Origin of the sequence: Pseudarthrobacter sp. NamE5, from assembly GCF_005796225.1 — a bacterium.
Taxonomy (GTDB): Bacteria; Actinomycetota; Actinomycetes; order Actinomycetales; family Micrococcaceae; genus Arthrobacter.
Map to the genome: position 1 here is coordinate 205,562 of NZ_VAHO01000004.1, position 14,299 is coordinate 219,860.

Genomic DNA, 14,299 nt, shown 5'->3' on the forward strand with positions numbered 1-14,299 from the left:
GGGCTCCTGGCATCGCAGGATCACGCCCTGTTATTCAGGATAAGGCGTCCGGCGGGTCAGCGGCTTGATCAGACGTTGAAGCGGAACTCCACGACGTCGCCGTCGGCCATGACGTACTCCTTGCCCTCGATCCTGACCTTGCCGCGGGACTTCGCCTCCGCCATGGATCCAGCCGCGATCAGGTCATCAAACGCCACCACCTCGGCCTTGATGAAGCCGCGCTGGAAGTCCGTGTGGATGACGCCGGCCGCCTGCGGTGCGGTGTCTCCCTGGCGAATGGTCCACGCGCGTGTTTCCTTGGGACCGGCCGTCAGGTATGTCTGCAGTCCAAGGGTGTGGAAGCCGACACGGGCCAGCTGGTCAAGCCCGGATTCGTCCTGGCCGTTCATCTCCAGCATCTCGCGGGCTTCTTCCTCATCGAGTTCAACGAGGTCGGCTTCGAGCTTTGCGTCCAGGAAGATGCAGTCGGCCGGCGCAACCATCGCGCGCAGTTCTTCCTGCTTTTCCGGGCTCCCCAGGATCCCTTCGTCCACGTTGAACACATAGATGAAGGGCTTGGCGGTCAGGAGGCTTAGTTCCTTGAGGTGTTCCATCTCCAGCTTGTCGCTCTTGATGGAGGAGTAGACGGTGTCCCCGCGCTCGAGCACTGCCTGTGCTGCCTTGATCGCAGCGAGCTCGGCAACCTCGCGCTTCTTGATCTTGACCTCTTTTTCGATCCGGGGAATGGCCTTTTCGATGGTCTGCAGATCGGCGAGGATCAGTTCGGTGTTGATGGTCTCCATGTCGGAGCGGGGGTCCACCTTGCCGTCGACGTGGATGACGTCCGGATCGTCAAACACGCGCACCACTTCGGCGATGGCTTCCGCCTCGCGGATGTTGGCCAGGAACTGGTTGCCCAGCCCCTCCCCTTCGGATGCTCCCTTGACGATGCCGGCAATGTCCACGAACGAGACGGCTGCGGGCAGTACCCGCTGGGAACCGAAGATCTCCGCGAGTTTCTGGAGCCGGGGGTCGGGCAGGTTCACGACGCCGACGTTCGGTTCGATGGTGGCGAACGGATAGTTCGCGGCCAGGACCTGGTTGCGGGTGAGTGCGTTGAAGAGGGTTGATTTGCCGACGTTGGGCAGTCCGACGATGCCAATAGTAAGAGCCACGAGCATTGATTCTACCCGCAGCGCGGGCTCCGGGGCTGCGGGACTTCCTGGCAGAAATGTCGCTTCGGGGAAATGTCGCAGCCCCATGCGACAGTGAGGGCATGGATGCTTTCGCGTTGGTTCTTGCTTTGTTCATGCTGCTGCTGGGTGCCTTTGCGGGCGCTGGAGCGGTGTTCTTCGTGCTGCGGAAAAACGCCCGGGGGCTGGAAGAGGATTTCGACGCCGTATCTTCGCGGCTTTCGGAGGTCAGCGCTCAGTTTGCCGCCGCCGACGCCGAGCGGCGGCTTTTGTCTGCACAGAACCGGGAACTGGGCGAGGCACGCACGCAGGACGGCAGTGTGCTGCGCGCACTGGCGCCAGTGGCGGAGAAACTCACTGCGGTACAGCAGCAGGTGGCGCTGCTGGAGCGCGACCGGGTGGAACAGTATGGCCAGCTGGCACAGCAGCTTCAGGAAGCCCGGCTCTCGGATGAACAGCTGATCCGTTCCACCCACGCCCTGGAGTCTGCCCTTCGCTCCAACAGCGCCCGTGGACAGTGGGGGGAAGTCCAGCTGCGGCGGGTCGTGGAAGCATCCGGGATGCTTCGGCACGTCGATTTCATCGAGCAGGTGCACAGCGTCGGGGGCGACTCAAGCGTGCGGCCCGACCTGGTGGTCCAGCTGCCCGGCGAAAAACAGCTGGTGGTGGACGCCAAAGTACCCCTCTCCTCCTACCTGCAGGCGCAGGAACTGGGTGCGGGACAGGAACGCCGCGACCAGCAGGCCCTGCTTACGGCCCATGCCAAGGCGCTGCGTGCCCACGTCGATTCGTTGAGCAACAAAAAGTACTGGGACATTCCCGGCAACTCCCCGGAACTGGTGATTTGCTTCATCCCCGCCGAATCCATTTTGGCTGCCGCGCTCACAGCCGACGCAGGGCTCCTGGATCACGCCCTCTCGAAGAACGTGGTGCTCGCCTCCCCCAGCACGCTGCTGGCCGTGCTGAAATCGGTGGCCTTTACCTGGCGGCAGGATGTCCTGACGGACAGCGCCCGGGAGCTGTTCGAGCTGGCCCGGCAGCTGTACGACCGGATGGGGACGCTCGGCGAGAACGTCAGCAAGCTGGGGTCCTCGCTGAAGTCATCGGTGGACCGCTACAACGCCATGGTGGGAACCCTCGAAGCCCGCGTCCTGCCCACTGCCCGGAAACTGAACTCCCTGGAGGAGTCCGGGCTTTCCGCGCCGCCGGTAGTCGAGGTCACCCCGCGGGCACTGGCCGCGCCGGAGCTGCAGAGCGACGACGAAGCCGCCTGAACAGGGGCGGGTGGAACGAAAGTGGGCCTGGCGGACTGCCAGGCCCACTTTCGTGGGAATCATCCGTGGACGCGAAGAGTAAGTTGCGTGCGAAGAATCAGTTGCGTGCCCGGCGGCCGCCCAGGGCCCGGCTGACGTCGCCTGCCTGCTTGAGGGTGGCGCGGAGTTCCTTGGGCAGCGAGAACAGAAGGTCCTCCTCCGCCGTGACGACTTCCTCGACGGTGCCGTAGCCGTAATCGGCCAGCAGGCGAAGCACGTCCTGCACCAAAACTTCCGGCACGGAGGCCCCGGACGTCACACCAACCGTGGCCACGCCCTCGAACCAGGCCTCGTCAACCTCGTTTGCGAAGTCCACCCGGTACGAGGCCTTTGCCCCGTATTCGAGGGCCACCTCGACGAGGCGGACGGAGTTCGAGGAGTTCGCCGAACCCACAACGATCACCAGGTCTGCCTGCGGCGAAATTTTCTTGATCGCTACCTGCCGGTTGGTGGTGGCGTAGCAAATGTCGTCGCTGGGCGGGTCCTGGAGCGTGGGGAACCGCTCCTTGAGCAACCGGACCGTCTCCATGGTTTCGTCCACGCTGAGGGTGGTCTGCGACAACCAGATGACCCTTTCCGGATCCCGAACCGTGACCTTGTCCACTTCGTGCGGGCCGTTGATGATCTGGATATGTTCCGGCGCTTCACCGGCGGTGCCCTCGACCTCCTCATGGCCGTCGTGTCCGATCAGGAGGATGTCGAAATCATCCTTGGCGAAGCGGACAGCCTCCTTGTGCACCTTGGTCACCAGAGGGCAGGTGGCGTCGATGGTGCGCAGGCCCCGGTCCTCCGCGGACTGGACCACGGCCGGGGATACGCCATGGGCGGAGAAGATGACGAGGGCCCCTTCCGGCACTTCATCTGTTTCCTCCACGAAAATGGCGCCCTTTTCCTCCAGGGAACTGACGACGTGAACGTTGTGCACGATCTGCTTCCGCACGTACACGGGAGGACCGTAATGTTCCAGCGCCTTCTCGACAGCGATAACGGCGCGGTCAACGCCGGCACAGTAACCGCGGGGAGCAGCGAGCAGCACCTTCTTGGTTCCGGTGACGGGGGCTGCGGCAGCTACTTCCTCAGGTGAGCGGCGCCTACGCGGGATGGTTGGCATCGAAAGGGCAACAGCTGAGGGGCTCATTACTCCATGCTACCGGGTTGCCCGTGCCCGCTTTCGCGTGGTGAGGCCGGCCACAAGGCCAAGCACGAGCAGCGCTCCACCGGTCACCGCCGCTGCCACTGTCCAAGCCTGGAAATCCGCCGCCGAGGCAGCCACGAACTCATCCCTGAACATGTTGGCAACCTCATTTCCGCTGTCCGCGGACCCCGCCGCAGCGGAGGCAATACCGGCCCCGAGCGTCCAGATGGCCGCGAGCAGCAGCGCCGCGACTCCCGCGCCGGCAAGGACTGCGGAGCGGCGCCGGGCCGCGACGAGGGCAAGAAGCATTGCGACGGCGGATCCCCCGGCCAGCAGGTAGCCGGCGGGAGCGTAGGTGGCGAGGCGTTCGGTCCATTCCTTGTGCTCAGGCTGGCCCACGTTGATCAGTGTCTGGTCCGGCGGGTCCAGCGGGAGCCCGGTGGCCCGGGAAATCTCTTCGGCGCCCAGCGCCACCAAGGGAGCAACGTCAAGGGTGACGGACGAAGCGGAGGCCGCTCCGCCGTCGTCCGTTCCCTGGGTGGCGAAGCTAAGGCGGTGGCTCCTCCGCAGCGCCTCCTCCCAGGCGGCCGGATATCCGGGCAGGCCGGTCAATGAGGCTGCTGCGTCCGCAAGCACCGGCTGGACCAGGCCGGCGAGGAACCCCGGAACGGCGCTGGTATCAATCGTTCCGATTGCTGCCGTGGCAAGTTGCTGCTGGAACTCCGAGTTGCTTCCCAGCGGTCCCGCCAGTTCCACGAATCCCTCCTCCTGGGCAATGTTGCGGTCCAGCCATATGGCTGGACCGGCCACGGCGGCCAGCAGGACTGCCAGCACAGTGGCGGTAGCGGAGACAAAAGTTCGCACAGCGGATCCTTCGTGGGTTAAGGGCGTCAAACCATCCTAGGCAGGGCAGCCGGGCGGGTTCTGTCAGTCCCCCGTGCTACTGCTTATGGATAAGGTTGAATGACCGTACAGCAGCAGACAGCCGTATGGCAGACACCCGCAGTGGACACCCTCGCAAGAACAGCCGAACAACGGATGAAGGACCCCATGCCCGCAGCCCCAGCCCCGCAAGGGCGTTTGCATGTCTGAACAGGCGTCCCTCCCGGTCCCCGCGCAGCAACTTGCCGCGCCCAGCACGCTTCCTGCCACCGCCGCCGAAACCAGTCCGGACAATCCGTGGCCGCTCCAACTGCTATCGCAAAAGCTGAAGGCGCATATCGACCGCACTCCGTCCGCATGGGTCGAAGGCCAGGTCATCGAGATGAACCGGCGCGGCAGCAACGCCTACCTGACGCTGCGTGACGTCGACGCAGAGGTGTCGCTGCCCGCGTCGGTCTGGACAAAGGTGCTGGAGCGCCAGAATCTTCCGCTGGAACGCGGATCCCGCGTGGTGGCGCTGCTGAAGCCCGAGTTCTGGATGAAGACGGGCCGGTTGAACATGCTGGTCAGGGACATCCGGCCGGTGGGCCTGGGCGACCTCCTTGCCAGAATCGAACGGCTGCGCCAGGCCCTTTCCGCCGAAGGCCTCTTCGCCGACTCCCGCAAAAAGCCCCTGCCGCTGCTGCCGCACCGCATCGGGCTCATCACCGGGCGGGACTCGGACGCCAAGAAGGACATCCTGCGCAATGCCGCCCTGCGCTGGCCTGCGGTTGAGTTTGAAATCCGGGAAGTGGCCGTCCAAGGGAACACGGCCGTCGCCCAGGTGGTGCGCGCGCTGCGGGACCTGGACGCCCGGCCCGAGGTTGATGTCATCGTCATCGCCCGCGGTGGAGGTGCACTCGAGGACCTCCTGCCGTTCAACAGTGAGGAACTGATCCGTGCCGTGGCGGCGGCCGCCACACCGGTGGTCAGCGCCATCGGCCATGAGGCGGACAGGCCACTGTTGGACGACGTTGCGGACCTGCGGGCTTCCACCCCCACTGACGCCGCTAAACGGATTGTCCCGGAGGTGTCCGAGGAACTTGCAGGTGTCCGGCAGGCCCGCGTCCAGCTGCGGCGGTGCATGGAGCGGCTGGTGGACCGGGAATCGGACCGCCTCGCCTCCCTGCATTCCCGGCCCGTGCTGGCAGCGCCCGAGGGACTGGTGACCATCCGTGCGGAGGAGATCGAGCGCCTGCTGAGAAGGTCCTCCGCTGCCGTAAGTTCCTCCGTGGTCCGCGCCGCCGACCAACTGGAGCACCTGAAGGCCCAGGTGCGGGCGCTGTCGCCGCAGAAAACCCTGGACAGGGGGTACGCCGTCGTCGAACTCGCCGCACAGCAGGCGCAACAGGCCGCCGCGCAGGGCCATGCCGTGGTGCGACGGCCTGCTGAGGCCCCGGCAGGCGCGCCTCTGTCCATCCGGGTTGCCGAGGGCCGCTTCGGCGCAACGTCCACCGGAACACTCGAACAGCACAGCACGGAAACCGGAGAACCCAGTGACTGACCAAAAGCCAGGGAACGACATTCAGGCCCTCAGCTATGAGGAGGCCCGCGAACAGCTCATTGCTGTGGTGGGGAAACTTGAGGCCGGCGGCGCCAGCCTCGAGGAATCCCTGGCGCTGTGGGAACGGGGCGAGGCCTTGGCCGCGCGGTGCGAGGAGTGGCTGGAAGGCGCCAGGAAGCGGCTGGCGGCTGCCCGCGACCAGCCGTTGTAAACCGCCTCAGGACCGCGCCACCAGCTCCCGCTCCAGTGCAACGTCGAACTCAGCTTTGGGCCATTGGAGGTCCAGGCCCTCCATGGCACTCAGCAGCAGCTGCTGAACGGCGATCCTGGCATACCATTTTTTGTTCGCCGGGATGACGTGCCACGGTGCATGCGCGGTGTTGGTTTCATCGATGGCCGCCTGGTAAGCGCTCATGTAGTCCTCCCAGAAAGCGCGTTCGTCCAGGTCTCCACGGCTGTACTTCCAGTGCTTGGCCGGGTTGTCCAGCCGGGCCAGCAGCCGCTCTTTCTGTTCCTTGCCGCTGATGTGGAGCATTACCTTTACTACCGTGGTTCCGGACCCGCTGAGCCGCGCCTCGAACTCATTGATGGCCACGTACCGCCGCTTGATTTCCTCGGGGCCGACCCAGCGGTGGACGCGGTGGATCAGGACGTCCTCGTAGTGGGAACGGTCGAACACCCCCACCATGCCGGCGGCAGGCACTTCCTTTTCGATCCGCCAGAGGAAATCGTAGGACTTCTCCTCATCTGTGGGCGCCTTGAAGGCTTTGAACTGGACGCCCTGGGGATTCATGGCTGCCATCACGTGGTGGACAATTCCGCCCTTGCCGGCGGTGTCCATGGCCTGCAGGATCAGCAGGATCCGCTTGCGCCCGCCAAACCGTGACTCGGCAAACAGCTTTTCCTGCAGCTCCGCGAGTTCGTCGTCCATTTCCGCCAGCAGGGCCTGGCCGTCCTCCTTGGTGCCGCTGTAGCCGGGCGTCGATTCAGGATCGACGCCGGCCAGGGAGAAACCCTTTCCCGCCCGCAGGGTCTCGGAAGGGTGCTGATCGAAGCCAACGGTGCCGGCCATGGGGAATCCTTTCCGCGAAGTTCCACGGACCCAAAGCGCCCGTGAGCACAGGCTAGTTCCCCTGGTACCTGCTGAGGAAGTCCCCCATCCGTCCCACGGCCTCTTCGATGTCCTTGACGTTGGGCAGGGTCACCATGCGGAAGTGGTCCGGGCGGACCCAGTTGAACGCCCTGCCGTGGGATACCAGGATCTTCTGTTCTCTGAGCAGGTCCAGGACGAACTTCTCGTCGTCCCGGATGTGGTAAACCTCGGGGTCGAGCTTCGGAAAGAGGTAGAGGGCACCCCGGGCCTGCTGGGTGCTCACACCCGGTATCGCGTTGAGCATGTCGTAGGCCTTGTTGCGCTGTTCCAGCAGCCGGCCGCCGGGCAGGATCAGGTCATTGATGCTCTGGTATCCGCCGAGTGCCGTCTGGATGGCGTGCTGGGCCGGGACATTGGCGCAGAGCCGCATGTTGGCCAGGAGGCTGATGCCTTCCAGGTAGTCCGCGGCATCCTTCTTGGGACCGGAAATGGCCATCCACCCGGCCCGGTAGCCGCACACGCGGTAGGCCTTGGACAGACCGCTGAAGGTAAGGCACAGGACGTCGTCGCCGGTCAGTTTCGCCATGTTCACATGCACGGCGTCTTCGTAAAGAATCTTTTCGTAGATCTCGTCGGCGAAGATCACCAGGCCGTGCTTTTCGGCAAGGGCCACGATCTTCCGCAGCGTCTCTTCCGGATACACAGCGCCGGTGGGGTTGTTGGGATTGATGACCACGATGCCCTTGGTGCGGGGCGTGATCTTGGCTTCCATGTCCTCAAGGTCCGGCTGCCAGCCGGTCTCCTCGTTGCTGAGGTAGTGCACCGGCCTGCCGCTGGCCAGGGCAACGGAGGCGGTCCACAGCGGGTAGTCCGGCGTGGGGATGAGGACCTCGTCACCGTCATCCAGCAGGGCCATGAGGGACATGGTGATGAGCTCGCTCACACCGTTGCCCAGGTAGATGTCGTCCACATGGATGTTCTGGATACCGCGGGTCTGGTAGTACTGCGACACCGCGGTGCGCGCGGAAAAGATGCCGCGCGAGTCGCTGTAGCCCTGGGCATGGGGCAGGTGGCGGATCATGTCCACCAGGATGGCGTCCGGCGCTTCGAAGCCGAACGGGGCGGGGTTGCCGATGTTCAGCTTAAGGATGCGGTGGCCTTCGGCTTCCATCTGCTGGGCGGCCTGAAGGATCGGTCCACGAATGTCATAAAGGACGTTGTTGAGTTTCGTGGACTGCCTGAATTCTGCCATCCATCAAATATGCCACAGGAAGGATGGGCGGCCGTTGAGACATGGGACACATGGCGTCCACCAGGGACGGACGACGGCGGCTGCCGGACTTCCGAAAGTCCGGCAGCCGCCGTCGTACTGCTGAAATGGGCTAAGTAACGGCTACTTAACGATGCCCTTTTCCTTGAGCCAGGTATCCGCCGCTTCCTTGGCACCCTGTTTCTGGCTGCCGCTGACTGCGCGGTTGAGGTTGATCAGGTCCTCCGTGGTCAGCGTGCGGGACACGGAGTTGAGCGCCTCTTTCGCCTTGTCCGTCATCTTGGCTTCGTTGTACAGCGGGACGACCTGCTGGGCAATGAAGTTGTTTTTCGGATCCTCAAGCACCACGAGGTCATTGTCCGCGATGGACGGCGTGGTGGTGTAGATGTCCGCCACCTGCACCTGGTCCTCCAGGAGCGCCTTGAGCGTCACCGGCCCGCCGCCGTCACTGAACGGCTCGAGTTTCTTCGGCTCGCAGTTGTAGTTCTCCTTCAGGCCGGGGAGCCCGTAGGCACGCTCGGCAAAGGTGGCCGGCGCACCCACCACGATCTCGCTGCACACCTTGGCCAGGTCTTCAATGGACTTAAGCTGGTACTTCTCGGCCGTAGCCTTGGTGACCACCATGGCGTCCTTGTTTTCAGCCTTGGATGCTTCCAGCACCGCGAGGCCGTCCGGCAGCTTGTCAGGAAGCGCCCTGGCGATGTCCTCAGCCGACTCCTCCGTGGCTTCCTTGTCCACGTGCAGCAGCAGATTACCGGTGTAGTCCGGAACCACATCCACTGACCCGTCCTGGACAGCCTTGAAGTACACCTCCCGGGAACCGATGTTCGGCTTGGTGGTTGCAGTGACGCCGGCAGCGTTCAAGGCGCCCGCGTACAGCTCAGCGACGATCTGGCTTTCCGGAAAGTCCGCCGACCCGACCACCAGCGACGTCGCTTCTCCGGGCGCCCCTCCCGTCGTTGCCGGAGCATTGCTCAGCGGATCGGATGACCCGCCGCAGGCTGAGAGGGCCACAGCCATGCCCAGGCCTGCGGCCAGTCCGCCGAAGGCCCGCCTGCCCAAACGATGGGGACGGTTTTCTTTCATGGTTTACCTCCTTGTACAACAGTCTCCGTAAGCACGGGGTCTGTGAGATTGACCGCAACCTCCTGGCTGCGGCGGGACTGGGACGAGGCCCCTGTTGCCAGGAACAGCCTCTGGAACAGGGACAGGAAGAGGTCGACGGCGATGGCCAGCGCCGCGATGAGCAGGGAACCTCCCAGCATCTGCGGGAAGTCACTGAGGACCAGCCCGTCGAAAAGGTACCGGCCGAGCCCGCCGAGGTTGATGTAGGCCACCACGGAAACCGTGGCAATGACCTGCAGCACCCCCGTCCGGAAGCCGCCGAACATCACGGTGAGCGCGTTGGGGAGTTCTGCCCGGAACAAAACCTGGAGTTCCGTCATGCCCATGGCGCGGGCGGCATCCACCACATTCCGGTCCACGCTGGAGATACCCGCGTAGGTGCCGGCCAGGAGCGGCGGGACCGTGAGGATGACCAGCGCCCAGATGGGGGGCATCAGCCCGATCCCTGCGAGCAGGACGAAGAGCGTGAGCAGGCCAAGCGTTGGCAGGGCGCGCAGTGCCCCCGCGAGCGCCACCACCGCCACTTTTCCCCGACCTGTGTGGCCAACATAAAGGCCAACGGGGACAGCGATGGCGGCGGCGATCAGCATGACCAGGCCGGTGTATTGGAGGTGCTCCGCCAGCCGGGCGGGTATGCCGGCGCTGCCGGACCACTGCTCCGGATCGGCCAGCCATGCGAAGGTGTCGGAAAAAACGCTCATGGGTTTCCGCCTCCGGTCTTCGCTGCTGACAGGCGCCGGGCGGCGGCATTAACTGCCTCTCCTGCGGTGCCCGCATCCTGTTGCCGGCTTCCCGGCCTGCCTGCCCGCTCCCAGGGGGTGAGAAGCCGCTCCAGCAGGACCAGCAGGGCATCCATGAGCAATGCCAGGACCAGGATGGCGATGATCCCCACCACCACTTCGGTGACAAAGTCCCGCTGCAGCCCCGACGTGAAAAGCATCCCGAGGTTTCCGATTCCCAGCAGGGCTGCCACGCTGACCAGCGAAATGTTGCTCACCGAAACCACCCGGAGCCCTGCGAACAGGACCGGCAGGGACAGCGGCAGGTCCACCCTCAGGAAGCGCGCCAGCGGTTTGAAGCCCATCGCGACGGCGGCCTGGCTCACGTCCTCGCTGACAGAGTCGAAGGCGTCGAGGGCGGCACGGACCAGCAGCGCCACCGCATAGATGGTCAGGGCAACCACCACGTTGAGCGGATCGAGGATCCTGGTGCCCAGAATGGTGGGCAAAATGATGAACAGCGCCAGCGAAGGGATGGTGTACAGGAGCGAGGAGGCTGTCAGCACCACGGAGCGGAGGGCCCTGTTTTGCCGTGCCAGCTGGGCCAGCGGGATGGAGATGACCAGCCCAAGGACCATGGGAATGATGGCCAGCAGCATGTGCTGGCCGGCACGTTCCAGGACCATGCTGCTGTTGGCGAGGAACCACTCCATCAGAGTGCAGCCTGCCGGACCTGGCGTGCCTCTTCGATGAGGGCCAGTACTTCACCGCCCCGGATGACACCCTGCACCCTGCCGTCGCCGTCCACCGCCACACCCAGGCCGGACGGCGAGGAGAGTGCAGCGTCCAGCGCCCGGCGCAGGCTCTCCCCCGTGCGGAAAAGCGATCCGCCCGGGATCAGGCCGGCACCGGCTCCGGGGGCAACCCAGCCCAGCGGGCGCATCTCCTCATCCACCACCAGCTGCCAGCCCCCGGAGGCGGAATCCGTGCCAGCGCCGTCGCGGCCCCGGACGATGGTCGGCACCTGATGGATGGTGACGCCGTTGGACGGGCTGAAGCCCAGGTGGCGGAAGCCCCGGTCCCGCCCCACAAAGGAGGCAACAAAATCACTGGCCGGGGCCCGAAGGATCTCCTCCGGCGTGGCGTACTGGGCCAGCTTGCCGCCCACGGCGAAGACTGCCACCTTGTCTCCCAGCACGGTGGCCTCATCAATGTCGTGGGTGACGAACACGATGGTTTTCGCCAGCTCCTTCTGGAGCCGCAGCAGTTCCTGCTGGAGTTCGTCGCGGACCACGGGGTCCACGGCGCTGAACGGTTCGTCCATGAGAAGGACCGGAGGGTCAGCGGCGAGCGCACGGGCAACACCAACCCGCTGCTGCTGGCCGCCGGAAAGCTGGGAGGGGTAGCGCCCGCCGAGTGACGTGGCCAGGCCCACCACGTCCAAAAGCTCCCCGGCCCGGCGGCGCGCGTCAGATTTCGATACTCCGTTCAGGCGGGGCACCGTGGCGATGTTGTCCAACACGGAACGGTGCGGCAGCAGCCCGGCGGACTGCATGACGTAACCCATGGAACGGCGGAGTTCGGCAGCAGGAACAGAAGTGACGTCCTTGCCGCCGACGGTGATGGTGCCGGTGGTTGGTTCCACCATCCTGTTGATCATGCGCAGGGAGGTTGTCTTGCCACAGCCGGACGGTCCGACGAGAACGGTGATCGTGCCCTTGCCGATGGACATGGAAAGGTTGTCCACGGCCGGCTGCCCGCCCTGGTACCGCTTGGAAACGCTCTGGAACTCGATCATCGCCTGGTCCATGGTGCGGACTTACCTGTTCTGCTCGTCGGCTTCTGTGAGCACCGCGACATTGTCATCAGCACGCTGATAGTTACGGTAACCCAATCCGGGCCTGGCAACACCTGCAATGCCGCCATTTAGGGGAAAAGGAATCCCATCTGTAACCATTCGGAGCCGGGAGCGGACCGGATGGGACATCCCCCTTTCCAACGCATGCGGCAAAGCTCGCGGGCGGTGCCGGCTGGCTCGGACCGGCCTAGAGTGTAGACGTGACCAACCTGGAAATTGCCCCCCAGCAGGAAATCTGCCCGCCTGCAGGAGCGGACGGCGGTTCCGGCCCCTGCCTGCAGTTGTGGCCGGAACGTGAAGTACCGCTCGGCGGTGTCCGTGCCATGAACGTCCAGCGGACGCTGCCGCAGCGAGGCCTTCCCACCATCGGCGCATGGTGTTTTCTGGACAGCTTCGGCCCTGACCGGACGGCGATGTCCGTGCTCCCGCACCCACACACCGGCCTCCAGACGGTGACCTGGCCCCTGGCGGGACACATCCGGCACCGCGACAGCGTTGGCAGTGACGTGGTGGTCCGGCCGGGCGAACTGAACATCATGACGGCGGGGCACGGCGTTTCCCACTCGGAGTTCGCGGTGCTGCCGGCCGCTGGAGAAGTGCTCCCGGTGCAGCGCGGGCTGCAGCTCTGGGTGGCCCTGCCGGACGGTGAACGGCACCGGGAGCCTGCCTTCGAGCAGCACCGTGAACTGCCGCAGGTCAGCGGCCAGTGCTTCACTGCCACGGTCATGGTGGGTGAACTTGCCGGCGCTGCCTCGCCGGCAACCATGTACTCGCCGATCGTGGGGGCTGACGTTTCCTGCAGCGGGCCCGCGGTGCTGCCGCTGAACCCGGCTTTCGAGCATGGCATGCTGGTGCTCGACGGCGGCCTGGCGGTGGACGGCCAGGATATTCCACCCGGCCCGCTGGGATACCTGGGTGCCGGACGGATGGAGCTGCAGCTGCAGGCACTTCCTGGCACCCGTTTCCTCCTGATCGGCGGTGAGCCTTTCCAGGAGGAGCTGCTGATGTGGTGGAACTTCGTTGGCCGTACCCACGAGGAGGTGGAACAGGCACGCAGTGACTGGGAAGCCCAGGCACTCCTGCCGGACACGGAGGAGGCAGGGGCACGCTACGGCCTGGTACCCGGTCACGGGCCCGACGCGGGACCGGAGGCGGGGCGCATCCCCGCGCCCCCGCTCCCGGCCGTTCGGCTCACCCCCCGGAAGCGGGCGTTGTAGGGACTCCGCCCGTCAGGCCTGCTCTGTAACCAGTTGCAGTACGCCAAACACCGGTTCCTGGTCCAGCACCCGGATATCCTCTGCTCCCCCGGCCACCAGGTGGTGGCGGAACGAATCCTGCAGCGGCGCCACGTTCATGCCCAGGCCGCCACCAAGGATCACCGGTCCGGTGAGGTTCAGCTGGCGGAGCACCTGCAGGGCCATGGCGGCAAGATCCTCTCCCGCCTGCTCCAGCAGTGCCTGGCTCTCGGGGTGGCCGGCAGCGGCCGCCTCCACCACGTGCCTGGCCTGCTGAGCCCAAAAGCGCCGGCCGGTGGCGGGCGAATGGAACAGCGCAATAAGCCGGTTGGGATCATCCACCCCGCAGGACCGCAGGAGTGCCGTGGTGAGCATGTCCGCCGGCTGGCCCTGGTTCATCCGGCGCAGGCTGTGCCGGACCGCCTCCCGGCCCAGCCAGTAGCCGCTTCCTTCGTCGCCGAGAAGGTAACCCCAACCGCCCGCCCTGGCCTCGCCGCCGTCGGCGTTCCTGCCCCAGGCCGCCGAACCCGTGCCGGCGATAACCGCAACACCTGTACTGGCATGTCCCGCTGCCAGGAGCAGGCGGGAGTCATGGACCACGGTGACCCGCGCGCCGGGGACGTGCGGCTGGATCAGGGACGCCAGGGCGGCGGCGTCGTCGTCGGTGTCAATGCCGCCGGAGCCGGCGTAGACCTGGGCAACCTGGCCGCCGCCGATGCGCGCGAAGAGGTCGGCGAGATTCCGGGCCGCCTCGTCAGGCGTCACGTTCTGGACATTTGAACTGCCTGCCGACTGATCCGCCACCGGAACGCCATCCTCGAAGCGGACCCCGCGCGTCTTGGTCCCGCCGATGTCCAGGCCAATGATCACGCCGGGGGGCGGGCTGGAGGCGGGAGCCGAAAGAGCAGACGGGCGTACAGAGGGATTCTCAGCGTAGGTCACGTCACAAGGGTA

14 protein-coding genes are annotated in these 14,299 nt (G+C 65.4%); 4 read left to right on the top strand and 10 right to left on the bottom strand.

Going from position 1 to position 14,299, the window contains the following annotated elements:
- Window positions 1–68: 68 nt before the first annotated feature.
- Window positions 69–1,154, bottom strand: coding sequence for a redox-regulated ATPase YchF (gene ychF, locus FDW84_RS07545; RefSeq protein WP_138608093.1), 1,086 nt, complete (start codon window positions 1,152–1,154; stop codon window positions 69–71).
- Window positions 1,155–1,255: 101 nt separating this feature from the next.
- On the opposite strand from ychF, the gene FDW84_RS07550 reads away from it, so the two are divergent.
- Entirely contained in the window at window positions 1,256–2,446 is a 1,191-nt protein-coding gene (locus FDW84_RS07550; RefSeq protein ID WP_138608095.1) for a DNA recombination protein RmuC, read from the top strand.
- A gap of 97 nt (window positions 2,447–2,543) precedes the next feature.
- Here FDW84_RS07550 and FDW84_RS07555 read toward each other — a convergent pair whose 3' ends face one another.
- Window positions 2,544–3,623, bottom strand: a complete 1,080-nt coding sequence (locus tag FDW84_RS07555) for a 4-hydroxy-3-methylbut-2-enyl diphosphate reductase (RefSeq protein ID WP_138608097.1) — start codon at window positions 3,621–3,623, stop codon at window positions 2,544–2,546.
- A gap of 9 nt (window positions 3,624–3,632) precedes the next feature.
- On the bottom strand, window positions 3,633–4,484 hold the full coding sequence (locus FDW84_RS07560) for a hypothetical protein (RefSeq protein WP_138608099.1): 852 nt from the start codon (window positions 4,482–4,484) through the stop codon (window positions 3,633–3,635).
- 220 nt (window positions 4,485–4,704) lie between these two features.
- Here FDW84_RS07560 and xseA point away from each other — a divergent pair, with 220 nt between their 5' ends.
- Together xseA and FDW84_RS07570 are read left to right on the top strand one after the other, a co-directional pair.
- Entirely contained in the window at window positions 4,705–6,045 is a 1,341-nt protein-coding gene (gene xseA / locus FDW84_RS07565; RefSeq protein WP_138608101.1) for an exodeoxyribonuclease VII large subunit, read from the top strand.
- Window positions 6,038–6,256, top strand: coding sequence for an exodeoxyribonuclease VII small subunit (locus FDW84_RS07570; protein WP_138131962.1), 219 nt, complete (start codon window positions 6,038–6,040; stop codon window positions 6,254–6,256). Before xseA ends, FDW84_RS07570 begins: the two co-directional genes overlap by 8 nt.
- Before the next feature lie 6 nt (window positions 6,257–6,262).
- On the opposite strand, the gene FDW84_RS07575 is transcribed toward FDW84_RS07570, so the two are convergent.
- The 6 genes from FDW84_RS07575 to FDW84_RS07600 form a co-directional block, all read right to left on the bottom strand.
- Window positions 6,263–7,117, bottom strand: a complete 855-nt coding sequence (locus FDW84_RS07575; RefSeq protein ID WP_138608103.1) for a polyphosphate kinase 2 family protein — start codon at window positions 7,115–7,117, stop codon at window positions 6,263–6,265.
- A gap of 52 nt (window positions 7,118–7,169) precedes the next feature.
- Window positions 7,170–8,390 carry a pyridoxal phosphate-dependent aminotransferase gene (locus FDW84_RS07580; RefSeq protein ID WP_138608105.1) on the bottom strand — a complete coding sequence of 407 codons (1,221 nt, stop codon included), beginning with the start codon at window positions 8,388–8,390 and terminating at the stop codon, window positions 7,170–7,172.
- A gap of 141 nt (window positions 8,391–8,531) precedes the next feature.
- Window positions 8,532–9,494, bottom strand: a complete 963-nt coding sequence (locus tag FDW84_RS07585; protein ID WP_138608107.1) for an ABC transporter substrate-binding protein — start codon at window positions 9,492–9,494, stop codon at window positions 8,532–8,534.
- On the bottom strand, window positions 9,491–10,234 hold the full coding sequence (locus FDW84_RS07590; protein WP_138608109.1) for an ABC transporter permease: 744 nt from the start codon (window positions 10,232–10,234) through the stop codon (window positions 9,491–9,493). Before FDW84_RS07590 ends, FDW84_RS07585 begins: the two co-directional genes overlap by 4 nt.
- Window positions 10,231–10,965: an ABC transporter permease gene (locus FDW84_RS07595; protein ID WP_138608111.1), complete on the bottom strand. Its 735-nt coding sequence runs from the start codon at window positions 10,963–10,965 to the stop codon at window positions 10,231–10,233. The genes FDW84_RS07590 and FDW84_RS07595 overlap by 4 nt, the downstream gene beginning before the upstream one ends.
- On the bottom strand, window positions 10,965–12,062 hold the full coding sequence (locus FDW84_RS07600; protein WP_138608113.1) for an ABC transporter ATP-binding protein: 1,098 nt from the start codon (window positions 12,060–12,062) through the stop codon (window positions 10,965–10,967). The genes FDW84_RS07595 and FDW84_RS07600 overlap by 1 nt, the downstream gene beginning before the upstream one ends.
- Window positions 12,063–12,310: 248 nt before the next feature.
- On the opposite strand from FDW84_RS07600, the gene FDW84_RS07605 reads away from it, so the two are divergent.
- Complete coding sequence (locus tag FDW84_RS07605) at window positions 12,311–13,327, top strand: pirin family protein (RefSeq protein WP_138608115.1); 1,017 nt, start codon at window positions 12,311–12,313, stop codon at window positions 13,325–13,327.
- 12 nt (window positions 13,328–13,339) lie between these two features.
- On the opposite strand, the gene FDW84_RS07610 is transcribed toward FDW84_RS07605, so the two are convergent.
- Entirely contained in the window at window positions 13,340–14,287 is a 948-nt protein-coding gene (locus FDW84_RS07610) for an N-acetylglucosamine kinase (protein ID WP_138608117.1), read from the bottom strand.
- Window positions 14,288–14,299: the final 12 nt, after the last annotated feature.